The sequence below is a fragment of the Limisphaera sp. 4302-co genome, assembly GCF_049537155.1.
GTDB lineage: Bacteria > Verrucomicrobiota > Verrucomicrobiia > Limisphaerales > Limisphaeraceae > Limisphaera.
Map to the genome: position 1 here is coordinate 19,946 of NZ_JBMVQZ010000003.1, position 22,922 is coordinate 42,867.

Below are 22,922 nucleotides of genomic sequence, written 5' to 3' on the forward strand. Positions count from 1 at the left end.
ATCACCGCCCTGATCCACAGGTCCGAACCACGGCCGCCAGGCCATCAGTCAGGCGCGGGCGGCATCCCCTTCAGCTCTTCTCATCCCGCCGGGGATGCAAGCCGTTCCCCCACGGCCGCCGTATGAACCCGGATGACCTCCGGTGACCGGGCCGACCTCCATTCTCCGCCTGCGGGGAGGGGGCCTTGCAGAAGCCGGATCCGTCCTGCGGTTCCATTGCGCGACCCCGCCCGCGCGGCGGCGCGGTTGTCGGCCGGCCTGTCGGGCAGGGCGGATTTGAACCGACGCAGCGTGGTCGGTCGAGACACCGCGGCCCGGTTGTCGCCTTCCCGCACAAGGAGCTGCGCGTGGGCGCACCGGGCCGCACTCCCGCCGTGTTCAGCAGGCCTCAGGGTGTGGCCAGCCGGAAATAGAGCGATCCGCTCCCGATCGCGTGTGTGTACGGGCTCATGGCGGCCGGGACGTTGGTCCATGGCCCGGTCACCGCCGGTGCCGCCTGCAGGACAAACCGCGGATCGTCCCAACTCAGGACCAGGTTGTTGCCGTCCCGACCGAACAGAAGCGGGATTGGCTGCGGCACTGCGCTCTGTAGCACCTCCACCGCAAAGTCCAGGAACTGGAAGTCAAATGCGGTGGTCTCCAGCGAGTTGGGTCGGATGGCAAACGCATCGAACCGGTGGTATGCGTAAACCGAGTCGCGCCCCGTCACGCTCCAGGTGTTCTGGCCATCGGTGATGGTCACCGATACCTCGACCTCGTTCAACCCGACCCGCGTGACCATGAACTCCAGCGTGTAGTTCACCAGGTCCTGAAACGCCGGTTGACCGGCCGCCTCCTCGGGTCCCGTAACCAACGTGACCGGATAATCGCCGGTGGATCCCATCAGGTTTCCACTGCCCAGAGCGGTTCGCACTCGCAGGTTGATCGGACTGGTTCCGAAGGTCTGCGCGTAGTCAATGATGGCCATGTAGCCACGAACGTTCTGGCCGTTGCCGGCACTGCCCGATCCGAAGTTGTCGCCGGTGACCCGCTGGCCGCCATCGGCGTAGTCGAACAGGCCCACGCGCAGGTTCCCGCCCGTTGGCACGATCTGGGAACTGTTCCAGCGCCAAGTGACCTTGATGGCCTTACCCACATCCAGATGCACGGGCAGGTTCGTCTCGGTGTCGTCCGTGAAATAACCGATCCACAATCGTGAACTGCCCGAGGCCGGCTGGCCGTAGAGGAAACCGTCCAGGAAATAAAGGGAGCCCGAACTGGAGGCGAACCAGACCGAGTTCGAGATTCCCACCGGGCCCGTCGTCCGGTCGCCGTCGGCCCAGTTGTCGTACAGCACCAGCCCGACCGGCGTCGGGACCGGCGGTCGAACCGTCACCGTGGCCACGGACGAGGTGACCGACGTGTTGGCGCAGCCCACCGTCACGATGCACCGGAACTGAATCCCGTCATCGGCCAGGTGCAGATTCGGCGTGGTGTAGGCCGGCGTGGTCATGCCCCATCCTTCCGTGGCGTTGGCCCACGTCTGACCGCCGTCCCGGCTGACCTGCCACTGGTAGGTGGGAGCGGTCCCTTCGGCCGTGAGGGTCAGCGTGGTGTTGATCCCGGCGGTGATGACCACATTCGTCGGTTGCTCCGTGATCACCGGGGGCGAGCATTGCAGCGGGGAGGGCGTCACCTCCGCCCAGGTGGTGGCCACCCGCAACTCGTCAAACGACGCGTTTGCCCCCGAGACGATATAAAACCGGCCGGGGCCTGTGTTGCTGGTATCCTCACTGCCATCCGTGGCCGTGGCGTGGGGTGGCGGCACGTTCTCTTCCGGCGCGCCGAGCGTGTTCGGGTCGGGATTCACCCACAGATCCACGATGTCGTCCCCATTGGCGATGATCTGGTGCCGGATCACCACGAACACGGTCCTTTCCACGGGAATCAGGGTCGAGGCCCAGGCAACGGTCCCGTTGGTCTTGGCCACGCCGATCTGGCATTGGTTTCCCACCGAACGTGCATACGCACGGACCGTGTAAGCACTGCCGCTGTTCTGACGGTTGATCTGGACGATGGGCTCCCCGGCGGGATCCACATCCGCCGCGTTGTGAAACTGGTAAAGGAACGAGTAGTACACATTGGTGGTCCGGTTGGCCGGAAACGTGGACGCCACCGGGGCGAAAAGGTTCCGCGTGACAGTGCCGGGATTGGCGGAGACATCCGCCTTGTCCCCCGCCGAGGGGACCAGCCCGAGGGGTGTCCCATCCAAACTGCCGCTGCCGGCTGTGACCGTAACCTCGGAACTGGAGCCGTCCCAACCTTCGGTGCCGCCCACCGCACCGAGGTTCCCGCTCTGGAACCCGACCATTTGACTGGTGCGCATCAGCACGGCCGAAGCCGGCATGGCCAGGCCGAGCACAGCAGCCAACGCCCAGGCCCACCCGCACGTGCGCACGCGGAAAGGCCGGGGGTGGATACGAGAAAGGTTCATGCTTGAGACATCACGTTTGCGGTTCATAGGATACCACGGGGTTCATTGGCTCAATTCTTGGCTTCGGAGCGGCCCTTCGGACCACTTCCGCCGCCGGTTGATCGCACCGGCCAAACCGGACGCCTTTCGGACGCCGCTCAAGGTTTCCACAAGGACATCAGCCGGCGGAAGTTAAAAGCATCGCTACCCAGATTCTGCCAGATGGTCGGATCGAACGCCTCGGGGTTGGCCCGGGCGGTCTGGAAGCGGACATGCCCGTCACCAAACAGGGCGTTGATCCCTGCTACACCACCCTGATCCTTGTGCGCAGCCGCGTTGATGTTGTGAAGCAGATCAGTGGACATGCTCTTGGTGGGATCCATCTGGGGCATTTTCATCCGCGCCACGTTCCTGGTTTGCGGGTCGTAAACCAGTGCGGGCAGGTACACCCCGCGGGCGGCCAACTCCAGCGTCCGGGACTGCGGATAGTAGTTGTAACCGCACCGGACATTGTCGTCGCCCGAATCCCTGGGCGTCGAAGGCCATGGAAAATCGCGGGAATAGTACTCGTACGTCCACGTCTGGCTGACCTTCGAGCCGCTCGGGCAATAGAAGACCTTGGCGTCCGGCACCACCTTGGAGAAGAACAAGCTGCCCAGAGCGTAGGGGCCGCGACTCAGATTGGGCGTACCCGGGACCACCCGGCAGGCCTCGTAGGTCTGCCACGGATTCTGGCCCTGGGGCCAGTTGCACTGCGGCAGCACGTCGTCATTGTCGCCAGCGTACATGTGGACGCCCATGCCGATCTGCCGTTGATTGTTGTTGCAGGCAATCCGCTGCGCACGGTCCTTGGCCTTGGCCAGGGCCGGCAGCAGCATCCCGGCCAGAATGGCAATGATGGCAATCACCACCAGAAGTTCGATCAATGTGAAGGCTGCACGGGAAGCCCGCCGGATCGGCAGTTCCCCGCTCACCTTGCGCACAGGATTCGCTCGCATCATGACACTGGTTCGTCTGAGGGTTTGTCTGTCTGCTATCACGTTATCCGGAAACCGGACGTCCGCCACCCCGATTTTCTGCACAGCTGCTTGAAAATTTTGCCAACCCGGCTCCGGCGGGTCCCCACCCTTGCCGAACGGATTTCGACCCTCCGGCACCGGAGCCGGGCCATGGCCAGGGGTTCATGGCCCGACCCGGGCAAGGCGGCGAGGCGGCCTTTGGAAGCTTGCATCCCGCGGTCACCGTCACCCATCCTCGTGCCGGTCGAACACATGCCGGGCCCGGTCCGCGGATCGCGCCCGCATTTCTGTTCGAACGACCACAGAGGAGAACCCATGGGATTGCTGGACGGAAAAATCGGAGTGGTCTTTGGAGTGGCCAACAAGCGGTCGATCGCCTGGGCCATCGCCAAGGCCTGGGCCCGCGAGGGCGCCAAACTGGCCTTTACCTACCAGGGCGAACGCTTGAAAGAGAATGTCGCCGAGCTGGTCGGCACGTTTGGTGCCGACACGTTGCTCATGCCCTGCGACGTGACCCGGGACGAGGAGATCCAGGCCGTTTTCTCCGAGCTCCAGCAGCGTTACGGCCGGTTGCACCTTCTTCTGCATTCAGTAGCCTACGCGCCGCGCGAGGCCTTGGAAGGCTCGTTCCTGGACACCAGCCGCGAGGCCTTTCGGGTGGCCCTCGACGTCAGCGCCTACTCGCTGGTGGCCCTGGCGCGTGCCGCGGCTCCCTTGATGACCGAGGGAGGCAGCATCCTCACCCTCTCCTACTATGGCGCGGAAAAGGTTGTGCCCCATTACAACGTCATGGGTGTGGCCAAGGCGGCGTTGGAAGCCTCGGTCCGGTACCTGGCGTACGACCTGGGGCCACGGCGGATCCGCGTCAATGCCATCAGCGCAGGCCCCGTCAACACGCTGGCCGCCCGGGGCATCAGCGGTTTTCTCGAGATGCTCAAGCACTACGAGGCCAGGAGCCCCCTCCGGCGCAATGTCCAGCCCGAGGAGCTGGGTGCCACCGGTCTCTTCCTGGCCACCGATGGCGCCGGCGCCATCACCGGACAGGTCATCTACGTGGACTGCGGCTACCAGATCATGGGGATGTAAGCCCTCCCCACACGGCCCCCGTACCTTGGCCGGAGGGCGGATCTGGTCCGGCCCGGGCCGCCCAGCGCGGCGCCGCGGCGCGGGCGATGGGCCTGCCGGGTCACCGGGGTCTCACGGCAGACCCTGCTGCACAAAGAGCACGTACCCAGCCGCCAGGATCCAACCCATCCAGCGCGGCAAACGACCCACGCCATACACGAACCCCAGGTGCAGCAGCGCTGCCCCGCAGATCGCCGCCATGGCGGGAGTGAAAAACGCAGGCACCTCCAGCGGCCGGACACACGCGTACAACCCCACGCACAAGGGTATGCAAATGTGTCCATCGCCCACCTGCGAGGAGTACACCACCTCCGGCCGCCCGCGAAATCCGTAGTACAGGGCCAGCACGGCGTTCGGTGTGACCAGCAGCCAACCGCTCAGCCAGCCCAGATACCGGGCGCTGAACAGCCCCTCCGCCCGCTGCAGGACCCAGTCCACCAGCCACTGGATGCTCACGTAGCTCAGCCACGCACCCAAAGCCAGCGCCGCTAGGTCGAACAAAAGGATCCAACCCAGCAGCCGCCCCTCCCGACGCCGGTTTTCCTGAAGTACCTCGACCACGTGCCAGCCCTGCCACAACAGAAACAGCGCCACCAACCATGCGCCTTCCCCCCTGCGAATCCATCCGTCCCGCCCCTGCACCCAAAGCACCAGCGTGAACGCAAGAGCGGCCAGCAGGGTCAGCAGCACGCCCTGGAGTCCCCGCTGCCGTTGCGCCGCCGAAGGTTCCTCCACCGAACCCGCAACAGCCCCGCCCCCTGCCAGTGACAAATTCCAGAAAATGGCAGGCAGGCCCACCAGCAGGGTCAGGTTCGTCATGTTGTTGACGAATGCGTTGGTCAGCACTTCCCCGCCGGGCCCGCCCTCCCGCAGCAGCACGAACACGAAAATCAGGTTGCCCAAGCCGGAACAGTAGGGCATGACCAGCGCACCCAGCACCGTACCCTCGAAGCCGCGGGTCGACAGCGCTTCCAACCGCCACAACAGCAGGAACGAGCCCAGGGCGAACAACCCCAGATGGAACCAGGGCGCGACCACGCCCCACGTACCGGTCTGTGCCGCCACACCCTCCATCTGCCGATCCCTCCCACTCGGTCGTGTCCTCTCCCGCACTGCCCGTTTCCGCCCCGCCGTTTCAACCCGGCCACAGCAACACGATCAACTGCGCCAGTACGATCCGCAGAATCATGGTCAGCGGATAGACGGTCGAATACGCCACCGCAGGTGCTTCCGACCTGCAAAACGATTGGGCAAAAGCCAGCGCCGGCGGGTCGGTCATGCTGCCGGCCAACAAACCGCAGATGCTCAGGTAGTTCATCCGGCGCACGCGCCGGAGCCATGTTCCCACCGCCAGCAGCGGCAGCGAGGTCACCACCGCGCCGGCCGCCATCCATGACCATCCCTCCATCCCCCGAAGCGATTCCTCGAAATGCTCGCCCGCACGCAGACCCACGCACGCCAGAAACAGCACGATCCCCAGTTCGCGCAGCAGCAGATTGGCGTTCACCGGCATGTACCACACCAGCGGGCCCAACCTGCCCACGCGACTCAGCACGATCGCCACCAACAGCGGTCCACCGGCCAGCCCCAAACGGACCGGCGCAGGCATCGAACCCAGCCGCAGCGACAGGCTTCCAGCCAGGATCCCCAGCGCGATACCGACGAAAATGGGAACCAACCGCGTGTGGTTCAGCTCCTCCACAGCGTTGCCCAGCAACTGCGCGGCGCGCGCCAGGTCCTCGCGGGTGCCCACCAGCCGGAGCATGTCACCGTACTGCAACCGCAGATCGGCCGTCACGGGCACTTCCACGTCCGCACGGGTCAACCGCGTCACCGTCACCCCGAATCGGTGGTTCAACGCCAGTTGGCGCAGCGATTTGCCCACGCATTCCCGGTTGGTCACCACCACGCGCGCATACGTGATCGGCCCTTCCACCCGGGTCAAATCCTCCTCACTCGGCCGCCCCACGATCATCCGGAACTGCTGTACCGCCTTTGGACGACCCACCACCACCATCACATCGCCCACGTTCAACACTGTGTCGGCCCGCGCGATCTGGACCTCCCGCTGCCCCGCTTTCCGCAGCCGCGAAATCACCACCCCCAGCTTCTCAATCCCTGGAAGCTGCCGCACGGTCAGGCCGTCCAGGTTCGGGTTCCTCAGCTCCACATTGAGGTAAGTGAGACTTTCCTGGCCCGCCCGTTGATCCTCTTCGAACCGGCGCCGTTCCTCCTCCAGGTCAATGCGGTGCCAGCTCCGCAGCACCAGCATGGCCAGAATGATGCCCACGATCCCGAAAGGATAGGTCACCGCATAGGCCATGGCCGGAAGTGCCAAAGCCGCCGGATCCGGCTGGTGCACCGCCCGCAACGCCTCCTGGGCAGCGCCCAGGGCAGGCGTGTTCGTCGTGGCACCGGCAAAAATCCCGGCCACCGCCCCCGCGTGGAATCCCCACCAAAGACCCAACCCCACCGCCACCGCCGCACCCAAAGCCACCACCAGAGCCGCCCCTGTGTTCAGATCCGTCCCCTGCCGCCGTAACGAGTCCATCAACCCCGGCCCCACCTGCATCCCGATGGTGTAAACGAACAGAATCAGTCCGAACTCCTGCACAAAGGCCCGGACCTCGGAGTCCAACCCCCAACCGAAATGCCCCAGCACAAGCCCCACAAACAACGTGCCGGCCACACCCAGACTCAGTCCACGCAACCGCACGCTTCCCAGGGCCAAACCACCCGCGCCCACGATCGCCAGCACCAACAGGGCGTGCGCCGTGGGTTGGGTCTGCCGGAAGTGTGTCCACCAATCGAACATGTTCTCCTGCAACAACCGCGGCCCCGGCCGCTTCAGCCTCCGCCGCTCCCCCGAACCCGAATCGTGAGCCGCCGATTCTCCGTCACACCCTCCGTCAGGTCAATCCCGCTCGGCAGCTCACCGGCAACGCTCGCATCCACACGTGCGGCCCCCGACACGGGCACCAGCCCGGGCAATGGGAGAATCACCACGCTCGCCCCACGGCCGCCGCGCCAAGGAACTCGCGTCGCCCGCGAGGATACCGGCGCACTAGTCCCCCTGCGGCCGCAACTCCGAACAACGCAAAGGCACACCTCACCAGTCAAGGCCGACGACGATCGAATGGCACGAGAAGAAATCGGCGCGCCTGGGACACCACCGCCGCAACCTCGAACGGCCGCTCATCCGCCGGAACGGCTGTCCGGGACCGTCCCGTCCAATGCACCGCATTCGGCGGCCAACCAGTTCAGATAGGCATCCAGCCCCGCATGCACCGGGGTCACCAGCAATTCGGGCACCTTGTAGGGATGTTCCCGGCGGATCCAGGCCTCCAACAGACCCAGTTGCGAACGCAACGTCTTGGCGATCATCAGCACCTCACCCGCCTGCTCCACGCGGCCCTCCCACCAGTAATGCGATTCCACGCCGGGAACCAGATTCACACAGGCCACCAACCGTGCCTCCAGAGCCCCACGCGCCAAGCGCCGCGCAGTCTCCATGTCCGGCGCCGTCATCAGCACAATCACCACGTTCCGCGTATGCTTCATGCACGCTCTTGCCTCTCATGGACCGCAGGCGAACCCGGGACCGATTCAGGGCCGGACGACTGCTCCGGACTCACCTCGCGCTGCCGTCCCGCACCACCGCACGCCCCGCTCCGGCACAGGACCCCTGCCCCCTTCCCACCGAACCTCGCCACTGCTGCGGGCCTTCCCGTCCCCGCGCTCCGACATGCGGATGCTACACAACACCGCCCCGGACGGCAAAACCCGGCTCCCGTCTGCCCCCAAAAAGAAAAGACTTCCTGCCGGCCGGTATCGGCCGGAACAGGAAGCTGCAGTAAAGGGTGGAGGCGATCAGCTCTGGCCGCCGGCCTTCGGACTCTGGACGGGCTTCTTCGCCACGTCCTTGGCCGCCGGACAGCAGCTCTTCTTGGCTTGAGCAGCCGGGCAGGCAGACTTGGCCTGTTCGCAGGCGGCCTTGTCCTTCGCGCCAGCATCACCAGCCTGAACCGCAAAGGCGACCGCCACCACCGCGAGGAGTGCAATGAGTTTCTTCATACGCCTCCTTAGATAGCCTGAAACGCCAGGTCATTCAAATTTTTTGATCTCTTTTGCAAGAATTGTGGGGCAGGCCCGTCGGAGCTGCAGGGGCCGCCCCCGTGACAGAGGCAACTGCGAAACCGGTCGTGGGCTCGGCGCCGGGCGGGCCGTGTCGCGGCGCCCGGCGCAGGTGGAAAACCTTTTCGTTCTGACGCAACGACCTACAAAACCTCGCCCTCCCCCGACGAGGGCTGGGCCACCAGCAGCAGTTCGTCGCCGCACATCGGATCGCTGCGCAGCCTCCACCGGAGCTGCAATTGGTAGAGCAGCCCCTCCAGCAGCGCCGCCGGGCGGCTCAGTTCCCGCATCTCGGCCCGACCACGCTTTTGGATCGCCCGGCTCAGCGCGCCGTAAACCCATGCGGTCCGCGCCGTGGAGCGGAGGACCCGGATCTTCAGTCCCGCCCGCTCGGCCAGGCGACGCAGGGTGCGTGGTGAAAACAGATACAGATGCCGCGGCGGATCCAGGTTGAGCCAGGCGGGTCCGAACCGTCTGTGGCCGTGGCTCTCCAGATTTGGCGTGAGGAGCACCAATCGGCCGGAGGGTTTCAAGACCCGGGCGCACTCGCGCAGCAGTCCCGCCGGATCGTGCACGTGCTCCAGGACGTGAGCAGAGAAGACGGCGTCGAACGAGGCGTCCGGATACTGCTGTTCCTCCAGCGTTCCCAATCGAACCGGCACACCGCGTGCCCGGGCAGTCGCCACGGCCTGCGGATCCACTTCGACGCCCTCGACCGACCACCCCAGTTGCTGCATTCGTGCCAGGTGCACGCCGCTGCCGCAGCCCACGTCGAGCAACCTGGCCGGTTCACGGGGTGCCGGGAGATACATCGCTGCGGCGTCGAGCTCATCCGGCCCGCTCGGATGAAGGTGTGCCAGGGCGCCCAAAACCGCGCATCCAAGTCCACCCCAGCGGCCGGCCGGCCCCGGGGGGTACCCGAAGCGCCGGGCCAGATACGCCCGTTGGACGGTTTCCAGCAAGTGCCGGAGCCAGGAGGGACCAGGAGCAGGTTGGGCGTGTGTGTAATAGCCGGTGTAAGCGGCGGAAAGGTCTTCGGGGATGGGTTGGGGATCCAGCCAGGCCAGACCACAATCCGGGTTTTCGCAGAGCAGGAACCCCCAGCGGCCGGGGGCCTGAAAAGACCGGTCGGCCAGGTTGTCGTACAGCCGCCGGCCGGGCCGGCCGCAGATCAGGCAGTTCGGCACCGGCACACTGCGCAGGAGTATCTTCCCGGCCTCTTTCCGCCCGGTCATGATTCCTCAACTGAAGACGTTCCGAGGTTGGCGCCGGCGCTTCAGCAGGCCGTACACCACCCAATCACGCAGGTGCACCAGCACCTGCGCAGCCAGCCACAAGGGCCACCCCGAGATGCGCCGCCCTGCGCGGACGATTTCGCGGGCATACTCCCGCCGGCCCAATTGGCGGATCCGCCGCGCCTTGATGCCGGTCCGCACGCCGAACAAACCGCGCAACTTGCAGTTCCGAACCAGGCCGGTGCGGCCGCGCATGGTCTCGACCAGTTGCATGGTTTTCCATTCGTCCAACACCAGCGCCTGCAACCCGGGCATCAGTTCACAGCTCATGTTGCCGCCGTGCCACCGGTACTGGACCAGATCCCGGGTCACCTCGATGCGTGCCCGGCTGTGCCGCCCCCAGTCGGCGTAGAAGACCACGTCGGCCAGGATGGGCATGTCCATGCGGAACCGGCATGGTGCGGGCTGGTAACCGGTCTTGAACAGCGTGGCGGCCAGGGCCTGGTTGCCGATCTCGGCCTTCTTGCGCAGGTAGGCGTCCACGTCCCACACGCGCACCCTGCCCGTGGGCCGGCCCGAAACGCTCAGGTGGCGGCCTTCCTCATCAATGCGTTCGTCCAGACACCACGCCAGGGCCGGCGCCGGGTGAGGCTCCAGCACCTGCATCATCACCTCGTAAAAGGGTGGTTTCAGCAGGTCATCGGCCGGCATCAGATGCAGGTATTCCGTTTCCGCGGCGAAGTCCAGGGCGCGATTCAGGTTGCCGAACAACCCGAGGTTGGTGGGATTCCGCACGAACTCGCACGGGCAGCCCCGGAAGGCCCGGACGATCGCCTCGGTACCGTCGGTCGAGCCGTTGTCCAGCACCACCACCCGATCCGGCCGGCGGGTTTGGGCGGCCAACGATTCCAGTGTGGCCCGGAGGAACCGCTCGCCGTTGTACACGGGGATGACTGTCAGCAGCCGCGTTCGCATCGCGCGCCAGAGTATCCCAGGGCCGACGGCCGCTCGACAAGCACGCGCCCTACAGCCCCGTGGGATGATCGAGGAAGGTCCAGGGCAACCCGAATCGCCGCGACAAATGGGCCGCGAGGGCCTTGACCCCGAAAGTCTCCGTGGCGTAATGACCGCCGTAGAAGACGTTCAGGCCCAACTCCTCCGCCAGTGCATGGGTCCAGTGCGGGCCTTCCCCGGTGATGAAAGTATCCAAGCCGGCCGCCGCTGCCTCCCGCAGTTCGGCGCCGGCGCCTCCGGTCACCACTCCCACCCGCCGGCACAGCGCCGGGCCGCCCGGCAGGAGCCGGACCGGTCCGCCCAGCACGCGTGCCAACCGTTCCTGCAGTTCCTCGCGCCCCACCCGGGTTTCCACCCACCAACCAATTTCCCTGCCTTTCCAGAGGAAAAACCGCTTCCGCGGCCGCCAACCCAGCGCCTGGCACAACAGACGGTTGTTCCCCCACCGCGGATGGGCGTCCAGGGGAAGGTGCGCGCTGTAGACCGCCAGATTGTACCGGTGCAGCGCCAGCCAGAGCTGGCGATGGATGCCCGTCCAAGGCTGGCGGACCGACCAAAACAACCCGTGATGGACCAGCAGGAAGTCTGCGCCCGCTTCTCCGGCCATGCGGACCGTCGCCAATGAGGCATCCACGGCCGCCGCCAGCCGGGTCACCCGCCCGTCGTTCTCCACCTGCAGCCCGTTCCAGGCACCGTCGTAGTCAGGGAACTCCGGGATGCCCAGCGTCCGGTTGCAATAATGCACAATCTCGTCGAGGGAAACCGACCTGCGCCTTGTCACGCGCCCAGAAAGCCGGTCTCACCCGCCGATGCCAAGCCGAAAGCTTTCCAAGACAACCGGCAGGGCCGCGCCTGCGTGCGACCCGGCGCCCCTCCCCGAGTGCGCCACCGGCCGGGGCACAAGACCCGCAGGTCCATCCTTCCTGCGCGACGCTGGAAACGCCGGGTCCGCCCGCGTGACCCGGAACCGACCGAGTGCCCGTGTTCACCTGGCCTGGCGGATGCGAATGGTGAATTTCCGCGCCTGCGCGTTCATGGACACGAACCGCACGTGCTCGGTGGCGTTCTCGGTCAGAATCAGCGTTTGGAAAGGTGTCTCGTCGCCGGTGCTGTAGCCGTTCTGATCTTTGAACACGCAGTTGACCTGCACCTCGATCCGCCGGTTCTCCCGGTTTCGAATCTGGGCGATCACCTCCAGTCGCCCGTCCGGCAGGACGCGCTCCTGGATGCCCGAGCAGGTCACCGAATGCTGCACCCCGGGATCGAGCAGAACCAGTCGTTCGGTGGACTCGTACGGCGGTGTTTTGGATGTCTCGGGCAGGTACGGCCCGCGGTCATACGTGCGGCAGCCGGTCCCGATCAGGACTGCCCATCCGATCAGCCAACAGATGCCCGTTTTCATTGGGTTTGCGGTGTGGTGGAAGTGTCGCTCACGAACAGGACCGCGTCCCGGCCATCGGCCGGCACACGGAAATGCACCGTTTTGATCCGTGCCGCCAGCGGCCGGCCCGAACTGTCCAGGAACTCGATCACGGCCGTGTGTTCACCCGGCGGCAGCCTCAGCTGCACAAACGTCAGATAGCGGGGCAAATTGTCCCAGGCTCGCGTGTCCGCCTCCGGCACGGTGGCGGCCGACAGCAATTTGCCAGCAATCCCGGCCAATACCAAGGCCGCGCCCGCCTCGTCCGCCGCGCTTTTCCGACCCTGCCCGGCGGTGGCCAGGATGGCGCCGCCCAGAATGGCCGCGTCGCTGGCGGCGTCCGTGCTTTCTTTGAATACGGCCTTGTTTCCCAACACGTGGTCCATCACGCGGCCGCCGCGCGTGGTGGCCTGATAACCCACGTCGTCCACCGGGGCCGCCGTGATGGTGACCTGGCCCACGGTGACCCGGGCCGCCTGCACCGGCGAGGGCGGCGTGCGGAAGCGAAGCTGTTCGCCGTAGCGGCCGGCGGCGTACTTGACCGGTCCGGGCCCGAATTCGAGGAAGATGAGCGTGTTGACCGAGGGGTCCGGCTCCGGAAGTGTGGCCCCGCGTACATGCTCGCGCGCACGCCGAAGCGCATCGGAGGGGTCGCCTCCCAACTTTGCCGTCGCCAGCGCATCCAGATAGTCCGGCAGCACCCAGTCCCCCACGTAGGTGTGCTCCTCCGCGTCGCTGTCCTCGAACTCGGCGCTCCGGAAACAGGCCCGGGCGTTATCCAGCTCGCCCTCTCGCCAGTAGAGAATGCCGCGATAAATCCAGGCCATGCTCCGCTCGTAAGGCTCGCCGAGAAAAGGCTTCACCGACTCGGGCCGGAACAGGCTGCGCGCCTTGCGGGCCTCCGGATCCGGACCGTACCGGCCCTGCAGCGTCAGGAGCGCATCGTCCAAAAGGGACCGTGCCAGGTCGAACCGCCCCTGGCGCATGGCCGCCGCTGCCGTGCGGTATTGCCACAACACCCGATCCCGCGCCGGTCCCTCGGCAATCTGGCGCGGACCGTCCACCAGGATAGCACCCGTCAATGGCGGTCCCTGCGGTCGGGAGGTGGCGCACCCGACCGAAATGATCGCCCCCACAAGGACCATCCCCAGGCAGAGACCCGGCCGACCCCACCGCGGCACTCGGCGCCAGCCGAGCTGCCCTCCCCGGCCGGGCGTGACGTCCGAACCGGCCCAACCCTGACGGCGGGTTGACATGCAGATTTCCTCCGTTTCCGCCGCCGCCCCGCACCCGGCCACCTCCACACCCGTCTTCAACGGTAGGCGGCGTCTTCCAATCCCTGCTTTTTCACCTCCGCCATGTCCTCCCAGACAATGGCGCTGGTCCGTGCGTCAATGAGCTGAAAGGAGTAGAGGATGTAGTCGCTGGTGCCGGCGCGCGTCCGGGTGGAGAGGCCCTCCAGCGTACCGGTCAGGAAATAATCGGCACCTTGAAACTCCTGGAGGTTCGGATCGCTGGCCGATGTGACCGCACCTTCGCGTTTGAGGTTTCGTTCCCGTTCCAGCGTGGCCATGCGGTCCCGCGCCAGAAAGATCACCTTGCCCGCAGCCCGCGAATTCAACTGCGCCCGGATGCGGGTCAGGAAAATGTCCTTGTTGATGGGAAAGCGGGTCTTGTTTTCCACAGGATCCAACACCACCACCGGCGGCCGCGGTGCCTGGGCAATTTGCGGAATGGCCAGGATGCTTCGCGCCATCTTGTCGGCCACCGCCACCAGATCCTGCGACTCGATTCCGGTACCGGCCACGAAACCCTGTTCGTCCGGATTCAGCCTGGTCACCGGCACCCCGGAGGGATTCTTCACGCCGCTGGAGGCGCATCCGGTCCACGCCAGCACCCCCACGAGCACCGTGCTGCAGAAGATCGTCCGAATCATGTTCACCTCACAAAAGGGTTGGACTCGCGCACTTCAAAACCGTGGCGCGTCCGGCACACGCGGCGCGTCCGGCACCGCGGGCGGATCGGTCCAGTAGTAGGTCGAAGTCGGGCAGGGCCGGGAATGGATCCCGGCATGCGGCGAAGGCAGGCCGGGCGGCGCAGGTGTCTGGCACGCCGGCGGCGAAGCCGGCGATGCCGCCGGAGTGCGATGCGCTTTGTCCGCTTGCCCGGCCCCCGCGTGTTGCTCGGCCACCGTGCCCACCAGCAATCCTGCGGCCGTTCCCACGGCCAGACCTTTCCCCACCGATCCGGTCCCCGCACCGATCAGTGCGCCCGAAGCCGCACCCGCGACCGTGGCCGGCCAAACGTAGGAACCCGGCCGGACCGGCGCCGCTGCCACCGGTGCCACAGGCGCCAGTGTGGCCGAACAACCAACCCAACCGCCCCGGCACCTTCCCCAGCTCCGGTCATAACCCACGCCCACGTGTACACTCGACACCAGCGGGGCCGGCACCAGCACGGCCTGCGATTCGGAACGGGCCGATCGCGCCCAACCCGCCAGCGTCCCGGCCGCCAGACCGATCCCGGCCCCGATTGCCGCGCCGTTGCCGGAGAACGCCTCGTGGCGGTCGGCCCCGATCAGGCCCCCGATCAACGCACCCCACAGTGCCCCGCCGAACGCTTCCGCGGGCAACGGCTGTGCCGGCGCCCAAGAGGGCGCGGCCAGCCAAGCACCCAGGATCACACTCGCCAGGCTCCGTTTCATCACTTCCTTGGACGCCATTCCGGCGACCCTATTCGCTCCGAGGGACATTACCACCACCGTCACGACCCGCAACCGGAGCCGGCAGGGGCGCGTCCACGGACGAGGCACCAAGCATCGAACGCTCCGGACCCGGACCTATTGGCCGGTCTTCAGTTCAATCACATCGTGCGGTGCGGCTTCGCGCATGCCGGCGGGCGTGACCCGGATGTACCGTGCCTTCTCCTTCAGCTGCGCCAGATTCGCCGCGCCGAGGTAGCCCATGCCGGCCTGGATGCCGCCGATGAGCTGGGCCAACACACGGTCCACCGAACCGGCGGCCTCCTTGAGCGCTTCGATCCCCTCGGGGGCCACCTTCTGGTTGGGGTTGTTCTCGTGACCGTAACGGGCGGCCGAGCCCGCTTTCATGGCCGACAGACTCCCCATGCCACGGTACTGCTTGTAGAGTTTCCCGCTGATCTCGATGATCTCGCCCGGTGCTTCTGTGCAACCGGCAAACAACGCCCCGCACACCACCGCATCCGCCAGGGTCAACGCCTTGACAATGTCGCCCGATTTGTTGATGCCGCCGTCGGCCAGGATGGTCACCTTGCATTTTGCGGCGGCGCGACTGCAGACGTACAGGGCGGTCAACTGCGGGATGCCCACACCGGCTACCAGCCGGGTGGTGCAGATGGACCCCGGTCCCTGGCCCACCTTGATGATGTTGGCGCCGCAGGAGGCCAGGTATTCCACGCCCGCCGCGGTGGTCACGTTACCGGCAATGATGGGCAGTCTGGGAAACGCATCCCGCAACAGGCGCACCGTGTCGCCCACGCCCTTGCTGTGGCCGTGGGCCGTGGACACGGCCACGACGTCCACCCCGCGTTCGACCAGTGCCGACACGTGGTTGAGGATCCGTTCGCGGTCGAGCTCGCCGAAGGCGTTGCGCACGGCACTGACCGCCGCGCCGCACACCAGCCGGTACTGGCTGTCCCGGGCCGGCTTGAACTGCGATTTCCGTTCCTGCGCGATCCGTTCCACGTCGTTCATCGTGAAGAGGCCGCGCAGCTTGTCCTCGTCGTCCACCACCAGGAGCTTGTGGATGCCGGGATGTTCGGTGAAAAACTTGTCCGCCCGCGCAATGGGATCGCGGCCGAGTTCCTTTCGGTTGATGGTGTGCACCTGGGCGCGGGGTGTCATCACTTCGGCCACCTTGCGCTGCGCGTAGCGCGGTTTGACCACGTGCCCGGGCAACAGCCCGACCAGCCGCCCGTCGGCCTCCACCACCGGGAACGTGCTGAACCCGTACCGGCGTTCCTCCATCATTTTGACGACGTCCCCCACGTACTGGTCCGGCGTCACCTTGATGGGGTCGGGGATCATTCCCGGCACGTGATACTTCACGCGGCTGACCTCGGAGAGTTGCTGGCGCTCGGGCATGTTGTAGTGGATCAGACCGAGGCCGCCGTTCAAGGCCATGGCGATGGCCATGCGTGACTCGGTCACGGTGTCCATGTCGGCCGAGATGATGGGGATGTTCAAAACCAGGTTCTCGGCCAGCCGGGTCTCCAGACGGGTCTCGCGCGGAAGGACCTCGGAGTACAGCGTGGCCAGCGTGACGTCGTCATAGGTCAACGCCACGTGCGCGTTGGCGGGAAAGAACTCGTCCGCCGGAAGGTAAAACCGTGCGTCCAGGTCTTGCCGTTTTTGGGTCGCTGCCATGCCAGAGCATGCCGGCAAAGACCCGGAGCTGACAAGTCCGGAACGGGCCCGGTCGCCGGGCTCAGGCCGCGCCGGCCGCGGGGGCGGCCACGGGTGCCGCCGGCCGGGCAACCGGTGCCGGCGGGGGTGGTTCGGCCGGCTGCGGCTGGAACGGCTCGAGTTCCTCACCCTTGCGAACCAGGCGGGCGCTGTTGAACACCACGATCAGCGACCCGACGTTGTGCAGGATGGCCGCCACGATGGGGTTCAGATAGCCGAAGGCCGCGGCCGTCAGCCCGGCAATGATGAAGAAGACGCCGAACAGGAAGTTCTGGTTGATGACCGCCCGGGTGCTGCGCGACAGCTTGACCAGGAACGGCAGCCGGCGCAGGTCGTTGTTCATCAGGGCGATGGTGGCGCTGTGGATGGCCACCTCGCTCCCGGCTGCGCCCATGGCAATGCCCATGTCCCCGGCAGCCAGGGCGGGCGCGTCGTTCACGCCATCCCCCACCACCGCCACCCGGTAGCCTTTCGACCGGATCTCGCGCACGAAGTCCACCTTGTCCTGCGGCAGGCAATCGCCCCGGACCTCCTCGCACCCGATCTCGCGTGCCACACGCGCGGCCACCGGCGTGCGATCGCCCGAGATCATGGCGATCCGCCGGACACCGGCCTCCTTCAGCTCCGCCAGCGCGGGCTGCGCCTCCGGCCGGATCTGGTCCTGCAGGCCGATCCATCCGATGCACCGGCCGTTGCGCGCCACGAACACCAGGCTCCAGCCCTCCGCTTCGTCCAGGTCCACCGCCTGCAGGGCCTCCCCGTCAACGCCCTGTTCCCGCAACCACTGCGCCCGGCCCACCAGCACCACGTCGTCGCCCACGCGGGCGCGCACGCCGCGGCCGGGGGTCTCGCTGAAGTCCTGGGGTTCGGCCAACGGCACCTTCACCTCGGCCGCCAGTTCGTTCAGGGCCTTGGCGGTGGGGTGGTTGCTGTACTTTTCAGCCGAGGCAGCCAGGCGCAGCAGTTCGGCCGGTTTCACCCCTGCCGCGGGTGCCAGCCGACTGACGGCCAGTTGTCCCGTGGTCAGGGTGCCGGTCTTGTCGAAGATGAAGGCATTGATCTTCGCGGCCAGTTCGATGTCCGCCACGTTCTTGATGAGAATCCCCAACCGCGCCGCCGCCGACAGGGCCGCCACCATCGCCGTGGGCGTCGCCAAGATGAACGCACACGGACAGGCAACAATGAAAACGGCGATCACCCGGTCCAGGTCCCGCGTAAACGCCCAGACGAGCGCTCCGATCAACAGGACCAGCGGCGTGTAAAAGCCCATGTACTGGTCCACGATCTTCATGATCGGCAGCTTGGTCTTTTCCGCCGCCAGGATCAGTTCCCGGACGCGACCCAGGGTGGTGTCGGTGCCGGCGCGGGTGACCCGCACCTCGAGCACACCGGTCAGGTTCTGTGTACCGGCGAAGACCTCGTCGCCCGGTTTCTTGTCCACCGGCAGCGATTCACCCGTGATGGTGGCCTGGTTGAAGGAACCCTGTCCCTTCACGATGACGCCGTCGGCCGGGACGTTGTCGCCGGGCCGGATGCGGATGATGTCGCCCACGGCCAGCTCGCTTGCCGGGACTTCCTCTTCCGTGCCGTCGGGCCGGATCCGGCGGGCCTTGGTGGGGGTCAGCCGGATGAGGGATTCGATGGAAGCCCGCGCGCCCTCGGCGGTGCGGGTCTCGATGATTTCGCCCAGCAACATGAAAAAGGCCACCACACCGGCGGTCTTGTAATCGCCGGAGGCAAACGCGGCCAGCACGGCAATGGCCACCAGCTCGTTGATGCTGAGCCGGCCGGCCCGCAGATCGCGCACCGCCGTCACCAGGATCGGGTACCCGAGGATGATCGCGCCGATCATGCCGCTGGCGCTGGCCACGGCATGGCTTTGGTCGAACAACCAGTCAACCACGAACGCGTTGATCACGAACACCAACCCGATCAACGTCTGCCACAGCTTCACCGGGGCGTGCTCGTGATCGTGACCGCAGCCACAGCCGGGCCCGTGCTCATGCTGCTCGTGCCCCGGATGCCTCTCCGGCGGCTCCTGGTGACTCAGCAACGATGTGACCTGCATGGTGTCCTCCCGTCCGCACCGACCCGGCTCGTTTTTACCGGCCCGGTTGCGGGCTCTGGGGTTTGGGCGGTTCCCGGTTCAACAATAGCCGCAACTCCCGTGTCTGGCCATCCGGCCGATCCGGCAAGTAAAACTTGTCCTGCACATTGGTCAGCACCCGGGCCATCACCTCGGCCACGCGCTGTTGCATGTAAAGGTCCGGATTGCGCTCGAACTGCGCCAGCAGGCCCTCGAAGCGGCGGGCCTCGGCCGCGAGGCTTTCCAGGTACCGTGTTCGCTCGGCCTGGGCCCGGCTGATCATGGCTGCCGCCTCGGAGGCGGCCCGGTTGGTGGTCTGATTCGCGTAGCTCAAAGCCTCGTTCAAGACCCGGCTCCGCCGCACGGCGGCGTTCACCACGTCGTCGAAGGCCTGTTTAAGCTGCCTGGGCGGGCGGCTTTCCACCTGCAGCTGCTCCACGGCAATACCGAGGTCCCGTTCCCGCGCCAGCTCGGTGAACCGGCGCAGCACCTCCTCCTGAAAACCGAGCACGTTCCGCGTCAGGATGTCGTCCACGGTGAATCGCGCGGCTGCGTGGAGCAGCGCCTGATTGAGCGTGTTCAACACGGCGTTGGACACACCCGCCAGATCGAACGCCCCGTTGGTCCCCACGCCGAAACCAAAGACGCAGCGCAGCGGATCCTCGATCCGGTAACGCAGGGTGGCCCGGGAATGGATGATGTTGCCGTCTGCCGTGAGGAGATAACCGTCCACGCCTGGGATCAACGGCGTGCCCGGCGCGACGGGGGGCTCGGTCCCTGCCAGTTCCTGCTCCGGCGTCAGGGCGTACCAACCGATGGTGCTGCGCAGGGTCTGGATCTCGGTGATGCGCACCCGGACCAGCTCGTCAATGGGATACGGGAACGACCAGTGCAAGCCCGGCGGCAACAACGCCGCCTCGCCCTCGCCCACCGGTCGGCCCAGTCGCAGGATCAGCCCCCGCTCCTGTGGTCCGATGATGAAAAAGCTGCTGCCCAGAAAGACCAACACCAGCACCAGCATCAGAAACCGCACGATGGCAAAGCTGCTGTGCAGGGCCTGTGCCAGTGCTTCCGACCCGGTATCCACCGGCGTGGGCGGACCGGCCGACGGAGGTGCGGGAGGTCGAGAAGTCGGTTCCGGCATGGCAGTCAACGCGCGTTGCGGTTGGTCAGGAAACCCTGGAACAGGTCAAACGGCGGTGTGCGTTCGTCGAAAATCAGGGTCGTGCGCTCCTTCAGGGCCTGCTCGAGTGCACGCAACCGCAGCTCGAAGTTCGCCAGCGCGGGGTTCCGCTCGAACACCGGCAACCACTCCGCCGCCCGGGCCTCGCCCTCGCCCCGGATCCGGGTCGCCTCCGCCTCCGCGGCGGCCAGGATCTCCGCCGCCTGCCGATCCGCCGCAGCCCGGATCCGCTGTGCCTCGGCTTCGCCCTCGTTCTCCAATCGGCTCACCAGCACCTTGCGTTCGGAGGTCATGCGATCGAACACCGTCTGGGTCACACTCTCCGGCAGGCCGACCCGTTTGATCCCCAGAAACTCGATCTCGATGCCGGTCCGGTTGGTCCGGAGTTGGGCCTCCACCAGCTCGCGAATCTCGCGTTCGATCTGGTCGAACTTCACCCGGCTCGGATCCGCGTTCAGGAAATCGGACAACCGGTACCGCCCCACCACTGCACCCTTGGCGTTGCCCAAGACCCCCTCCAGCATCCGTTCGGCCGCCTGCAGCGAGCCGCCACCGAATTTCGGGAAAAACTCCTCCGCGTTTTCGATGCGCCACCCCACGTAAACCGAGGTCAGCAGGTTGTTGTTGTCGGCCGTCAGTCCCTCGGTGAACTTGTCCTCGAACACCTGGATCCGGCGGTCGAACTTGTAAACGCGCTGGATCGGCCAGGGCCATTTCAGATAGGCCCCCGGCTCGGTGATGCTTCGCGTGGGCCGACCAAACGTGGTGACCACCGCCACCTCCGACTGCCGCACCTGAAACACAAACAGCAGCAGCGCGAAGATGATCACCAGGACCGCGCCAACCAACACCGTCACTACGGACCGTTTCATGTGTCGAAAGGAATCAGGGATTCGATGTTCGCGACGACGGCAACGCCACGTCCAGCAGCTCCTGCCGGATCCGATCCTGCAGGTCCAGCTGGATCACGTCCTGGACGTTCGTCGTCCACAACACATACTTTCGGGCTCCGGCCACCGCCGGAACGAACCGCTGCAAATACAACCGCAGCGGATAGACCGAAGGAGCCGCGCGAAAGGCGGGCTCCTGGTTCGTAAAAGCCGCCGCCCGCGCCAGGCTCAGCCGTTCCAACTGCACCCGCTCGGCCCAGGCCCGGTTTGTCAGGACAAACGCCTGTGCCGCCGCCAGCGCGTTGGTCCGGATCGCCTCCGCCTGGGCATCGAGGATCCGGGCCTGCCGCGTGTGCCAGGCCGAGACCACCTTGGCAAACTCCGGCGCCACCTTCACCGGTGGATGGATCCCCTGCAACCCCACAAAAACGATCCGCACCCCCAGCCGCAGTCGCTCCGCCTCGCGCTGGATCCGCGCGCGCAATTCCTCGGCCGCCCGTGCACGGCCCGTGCTCATGATCTCGTTGAAATCCGCGCTCACCAGGTACCGCACGATCTCCCGCGTGGCCAGGCTCTCCAGCAACACCGCAGGGTCCTTGTGCCCGTAGGCCCACTGCCGCACATCCTCGATCTGGAAATGGATCGGCACATTCACCACCAGGAAACTCACCGGCGGGGCGGTTCGGGCCTCCTCACCGGCGGGCCGCTGCCCGGCCGCCTCCCGGGCAGCCACCATGAAGAGGTCCTCCTTGCCGTGCGCCACCGTCCAGACCACGGTCCGGGTATCTTTCACACCCGGTTCATGTTCCTCCGGTTCGATGCCCACCGTCAGGGTCTGGATCTCGTCGGTTCGATACCGGTAGACCTTTTCCACCGGCCACGGCCACTTCACATGCAGGCCCGGCCCCAGCAACGCGCGGTCACCCGCAGGCCGGCCCCAGCGTTCCAGCAGCGCCTGCTGTCCGGGATCCACCACCACGAAGCATGTGGACAGCAACAACACGCCCAATTGCAGCAACAGCAACCAGCCCAGCGCGCGTTCGAAGAACCGGTAAAACCAGGTCTCCGATACCTTGAACCCAAACTGATAATCCAGAGCCTCGGCCGCCGTGGTCACCAGACCCTCCGGCCGACTCAACAGCCCGACAAACCGGCTCTCGTACACCGGCCGCGGTCGTTCCCCCCTCAACCGCGGGCGATAAACCTCCAGGATCAGATTCAGTGCGGTCTCCACCGCCACCAGGCCCAGCACCACCACCAGCACCTTCGCCACCCAGAAATCCGTGCGCGGCCAGCCGGCTTCCACCCCCACCACGGCCGCCGCCGCCAACATGCACACGTAGGCACCGAACAAGACCATGTCACCGCCCGGCCGCAGCAGGCGTTGGTTTTCCAGGCGCGCCAGTGTGGAGGCAAATTTACCGACCAGGAAGAGGATCAGCGCGAACAGTCCGAAGAAGGACATGGCCACCAGCGGAGGCGAAACCGGAGGCAGCGTTTGCCGGTCCAGCCAGCGCCAGAGCCACCACGTCCCCGCCCCTTGCAACCCGCACAGCAACAGCGTGAAGATCGGTACGAAATATCGCTCGAACTGTTCGCGCGCCCGCCGCGCCGGCAGCAGCTCGGATTCATCCGTTTCGAACAGGGCTGCCTGCCCTTTCGACCGGATCATCTCCTCCATCTCGAGCCGTTCCTCCGCCTCCTGCTCCTCCAGGCGGAGCTGGAACCAGCTCACGAAAGCCACCAGCATCCCCAACCCCAGGTGCACCGCCGCCACATGACCCGCCAGCGAATGCACATATCGCGCCGCGGCAAAGGCGGCCACGGCCACACCCAGCAGGGTGAGGAGGTTGATCAGTCCGTATTTCTGGTAACTGCGTCGCATCCGGTTTGGTCCTTCAACCCGGGGCACCCCGGGAC

General features: G+C 66.2%; 19 protein-coding genes. 1 reads left to right on the plus strand and 18 read right to left on the minus strand.

Annotated features, from left to right (window positions below; genetic code table 11):
- Window positions 1–388: 388 nt before the first annotated feature.
- Window positions 389–2,473, minus strand: coding sequence for an immunoglobulin domain-containing protein (locus ACPDIX_RS03945; RefSeq protein WP_423430480.1), 2,085 nt, complete (start codon window positions 2,471–2,473; stop codon window positions 389–391).
- A gap of 137 nt (window positions 2,474–2,610) precedes the next feature.
- Complete coding sequence (locus ACPDIX_RS03950; protein WP_423430481.1) at window positions 2,611–3,450, minus strand: type II secretion system protein; 840 nt, start codon at window positions 3,448–3,450, stop codon at window positions 2,611–2,613.
- A gap of 336 nt (window positions 3,451–3,786) precedes the next feature.
- On the opposite strand from ACPDIX_RS03950, the gene ACPDIX_RS03955 reads away from it, so the two are divergent.
- Window positions 3,787–4,557, plus strand: coding sequence for an enoyl-ACP reductase FabI (locus ACPDIX_RS03955; protein WP_423430482.1), 771 nt, complete (start codon window positions 3,787–3,789; stop codon window positions 4,555–4,557).
- A 111-nt stretch (window positions 4,558–4,668) separates the two neighbouring features.
- On the opposite strand, the gene ACPDIX_RS03960 is transcribed toward ACPDIX_RS03955, so the two are convergent.
- From ACPDIX_RS03960 to ACPDIX_RS04035, 16 genes are all read right to left on the minus strand, one after another.
- Window positions 4,669–5,670, minus strand: coding sequence for a sodium:calcium symporter (locus ACPDIX_RS03960; RefSeq protein WP_423430483.1), 1,002 nt, complete (start codon window positions 5,668–5,670; stop codon window positions 4,669–4,671).
- Between the two features lie 61 nt (window positions 5,671–5,731).
- The gene (locus ACPDIX_RS03965) at window positions 5,732–7,411 is read right to left on the minus strand and encodes a putative transporter (protein ID WP_423430484.1); all 1,680 of its coding nucleotides are present in this window, start codon (window positions 7,409–7,411) and stop codon (window positions 5,732–5,734) included.
- A 380-nt stretch (window positions 7,412–7,791) separates the two neighbouring features.
- Window positions 7,792–8,157: a divalent-cation tolerance protein CutA gene (gene cutA / locus ACPDIX_RS03970; RefSeq protein WP_423430485.1), complete on the minus strand. Its 366-nt coding sequence runs from the start codon at window positions 8,155–8,157 to the stop codon at window positions 7,792–7,794.
- 309 nt (window positions 8,158–8,466) lie between these two features.
- The gene (locus ACPDIX_RS03975; protein ID WP_423430486.1) at window positions 8,467–8,670 is read right to left on the minus strand and encodes a hypothetical protein; all 204 of its coding nucleotides are present in this window, start codon (window positions 8,668–8,670) and stop codon (window positions 8,467–8,469) included.
- Window positions 8,671–8,873: 203 nt separating this feature from the next.
- Window positions 8,874–9,965, minus strand: a complete 1,092-nt coding sequence (locus ACPDIX_RS03980; protein ID WP_423430487.1) for a class I SAM-dependent methyltransferase — start codon at window positions 9,963–9,965, stop codon at window positions 8,874–8,876.
- Between the two features lie 6 nt (window positions 9,966–9,971).
- The gene (locus ACPDIX_RS03985) at window positions 9,972–10,940 is read right to left on the minus strand and encodes a glycosyltransferase family A protein (protein ID WP_423430488.1); all 969 of its coding nucleotides are present in this window, start codon (window positions 10,938–10,940) and stop codon (window positions 9,972–9,974) included.
- 49 nt (window positions 10,941–10,989) lie between these two features.
- Complete coding sequence (locus ACPDIX_RS03990) at window positions 10,990–11,760, minus strand: Nif3-like dinuclear metal center hexameric protein (RefSeq protein ID WP_423430489.1); 771 nt, start codon at window positions 11,758–11,760, stop codon at window positions 10,990–10,992.
- Window positions 11,761–11,964: 204 nt separating this feature from the next.
- The gene (locus ACPDIX_RS03995) at window positions 11,965–12,381 is read right to left on the minus strand and encodes a YcfL family protein (protein WP_423430490.1); all 417 of its coding nucleotides are present in this window, start codon (window positions 12,379–12,381) and stop codon (window positions 11,965–11,967) included.
- On the minus strand, window positions 12,378–13,655 hold the full coding sequence (locus ACPDIX_RS04000; protein WP_423430491.1) for a hypothetical protein: 1,278 nt from the start codon (window positions 13,653–13,655) through the stop codon (window positions 12,378–12,380). Before ACPDIX_RS04000 ends, ACPDIX_RS03995 begins: the two co-directional genes overlap by 4 nt.
- Window positions 13,656–13,711: 56 nt before the next feature.
- Complete coding sequence (locus tag ACPDIX_RS04005) at window positions 13,712–14,335, minus strand: penicillin-binding protein activator LpoB (protein ID WP_423430492.1); 624 nt, start codon at window positions 14,333–14,335, stop codon at window positions 13,712–13,714.
- 33 nt (window positions 14,336–14,368) lie between these two features.
- On the minus strand, window positions 14,369–15,103 hold the full coding sequence (locus tag ACPDIX_RS04010) for a glycine zipper family protein (RefSeq protein ID WP_423430493.1): 735 nt from the start codon (window positions 15,101–15,103) through the stop codon (window positions 14,369–14,371).
- A 135-nt stretch (window positions 15,104–15,238) separates the two neighbouring features.
- A complete protein-coding gene (guaB, locus tag ACPDIX_RS04015) occupies window positions 15,239–16,804 on the minus strand; it encodes an IMP dehydrogenase (RefSeq protein ID WP_423430494.1) in 1,566 nt (521 codons plus the stop codon).
- Between the two features lie 61 nt (window positions 16,805–16,865).
- The gene (locus ACPDIX_RS04020; protein ID WP_423430495.1) at window positions 16,866–18,911 is read right to left on the minus strand and encodes a heavy metal translocating P-type ATPase; all 2,046 of its coding nucleotides are present in this window, start codon (window positions 18,909–18,911) and stop codon (window positions 16,866–16,868) included.
- 34 nt (window positions 18,912–18,945) lie between these two features.
- A complete protein-coding gene (gene hflK, locus ACPDIX_RS04025; protein ID WP_423430496.1) occupies window positions 18,946–20,073 on the minus strand; it encodes a protease modulator HflK in 1,128 nt (375 codons plus the stop codon).
- A gap of 5 nt (window positions 20,074–20,078) precedes the next feature.
- A complete protein-coding gene (gene hflC / locus ACPDIX_RS04030; protein WP_423430497.1) occupies window positions 20,079–20,984 on the minus strand; it encodes a protease modulator HflC in 906 nt (301 codons plus the stop codon).
- A 13-nt stretch (window positions 20,985–20,997) separates the two neighbouring features.
- Window positions 20,998–22,887: an SPFH domain-containing protein gene (locus tag ACPDIX_RS04035; RefSeq protein ID WP_423430498.1), complete on the minus strand. Its 1,890-nt coding sequence runs from the start codon at window positions 22,885–22,887 to the stop codon at window positions 20,998–21,000.
- Window positions 22,888–22,922 lie beyond the last annotated feature (35 nt).

Coding starts and splice junctions, on each gene's coding strand:
- ACPDIX_RS03945 (WP_423430480.1), bottom strand. CDS start 2,473: ATGAACCTTTCTCGTATCCACCCCCGGCCTTTCCGCGTGCGCACGTGC.
- ACPDIX_RS03950 (WP_423430481.1), bottom strand. CDS start 3,450: ATGCGAGCGAATCCTGTGCGCAAGGTGAGCGGGGAACTGCCGATCCGG.
- ACPDIX_RS03955 (WP_423430482.1), top strand. CDS start 3,787: ATGGGATTGCTGGACGGAAAAATCGGAGTGGTCTTTGGAGTGGCCAAC.
- ACPDIX_RS03960 (WP_423430483.1), bottom strand. CDS start 5,670: ATGGAGGGTGTGGCGGCACAGACCGGTACGTGGGGCGTGGTCGCGCCC.
- ACPDIX_RS03965 (WP_423430484.1), bottom strand. CDS start 7,411: ATGTTCGATTGGTGGACACACTTCCGGCAGACCCAACCCACGGCGCAC.
- cutA (WP_423430485.1), bottom strand. CDS start 8,157: ATGAAGCATACGCGGAACGTGGTGATTGTGCTGATGACGGCGCCGGAC.
- ACPDIX_RS03975 (WP_423430486.1), bottom strand. CDS start 8,670: ATGAAGAAACTCATTGCACTCCTCGCGGTGGTGGCGGTCGCCTTTGCG.
- ACPDIX_RS03980 (WP_423430487.1), bottom strand. CDS start 9,965: ATGACCGGGCGGAAAGAGGCCGGGAAGATACTCCTGCGCAGTGTGCCG.
- ACPDIX_RS03985 (WP_423430488.1), bottom strand. CDS start 10,940: ATGCGAACGCGGCTGCTGACAGTCATCCCCGTGTACAACGGCGAGCGG.
- ACPDIX_RS03995 (WP_423430490.1), bottom strand. CDS start 12,381: ATGAAAACGGGCATCTGTTGGCTGATCGGATGGGCAGTCCTGATCGGG.
- ACPDIX_RS04000 (WP_423430491.1), bottom strand. CDS start 13,655: ATGTCAACCCGCCGTCAGGGTTGGGCCGGTTCGGACGTCACGCCCGGC.
- ACPDIX_RS04005 (WP_423430492.1), bottom strand. CDS start 14,335: ATGATTCGGACGATCTTCTGCAGCACGGTGCTCGTGGGGGTGCTGGCG.
- ACPDIX_RS04010 (WP_423430493.1), bottom strand. CDS start 15,103: ATGAAACGGAGCCTGGCGAGTGTGATCCTGGGTGCTTGGCTGGCCGCG.
- guaB (WP_423430494.1), bottom strand. CDS start 16,804: ATGGCAGCGACCCAAAAACGGCAAGACCTGGACGCACGGTTTTACCTT.
- ACPDIX_RS04020 (WP_423430495.1), bottom strand. CDS start 18,911: ATGCAGGTCACATCGTTGCTGAGTCACCAGGAGCCGCCGGAGAGGCAT.
- hflK (WP_423430496.1), bottom strand. CDS start 20,073: ATGCCGGAACCGACTTCTCGACCTCCCGCACCTCCGTCGGCCGGTCCG.
- hflC (WP_423430497.1), bottom strand. CDS start 20,984: ATGAAACGGTCCGTAGTGACGGTGTTGGTTGGCGCGGTCCTGGTGATC.
- ACPDIX_RS04035 (WP_423430498.1), bottom strand. CDS start 22,887: ATGCGACGCAGTTACCAGAAATACGGACTGATCAACCTCCTCACCCTG.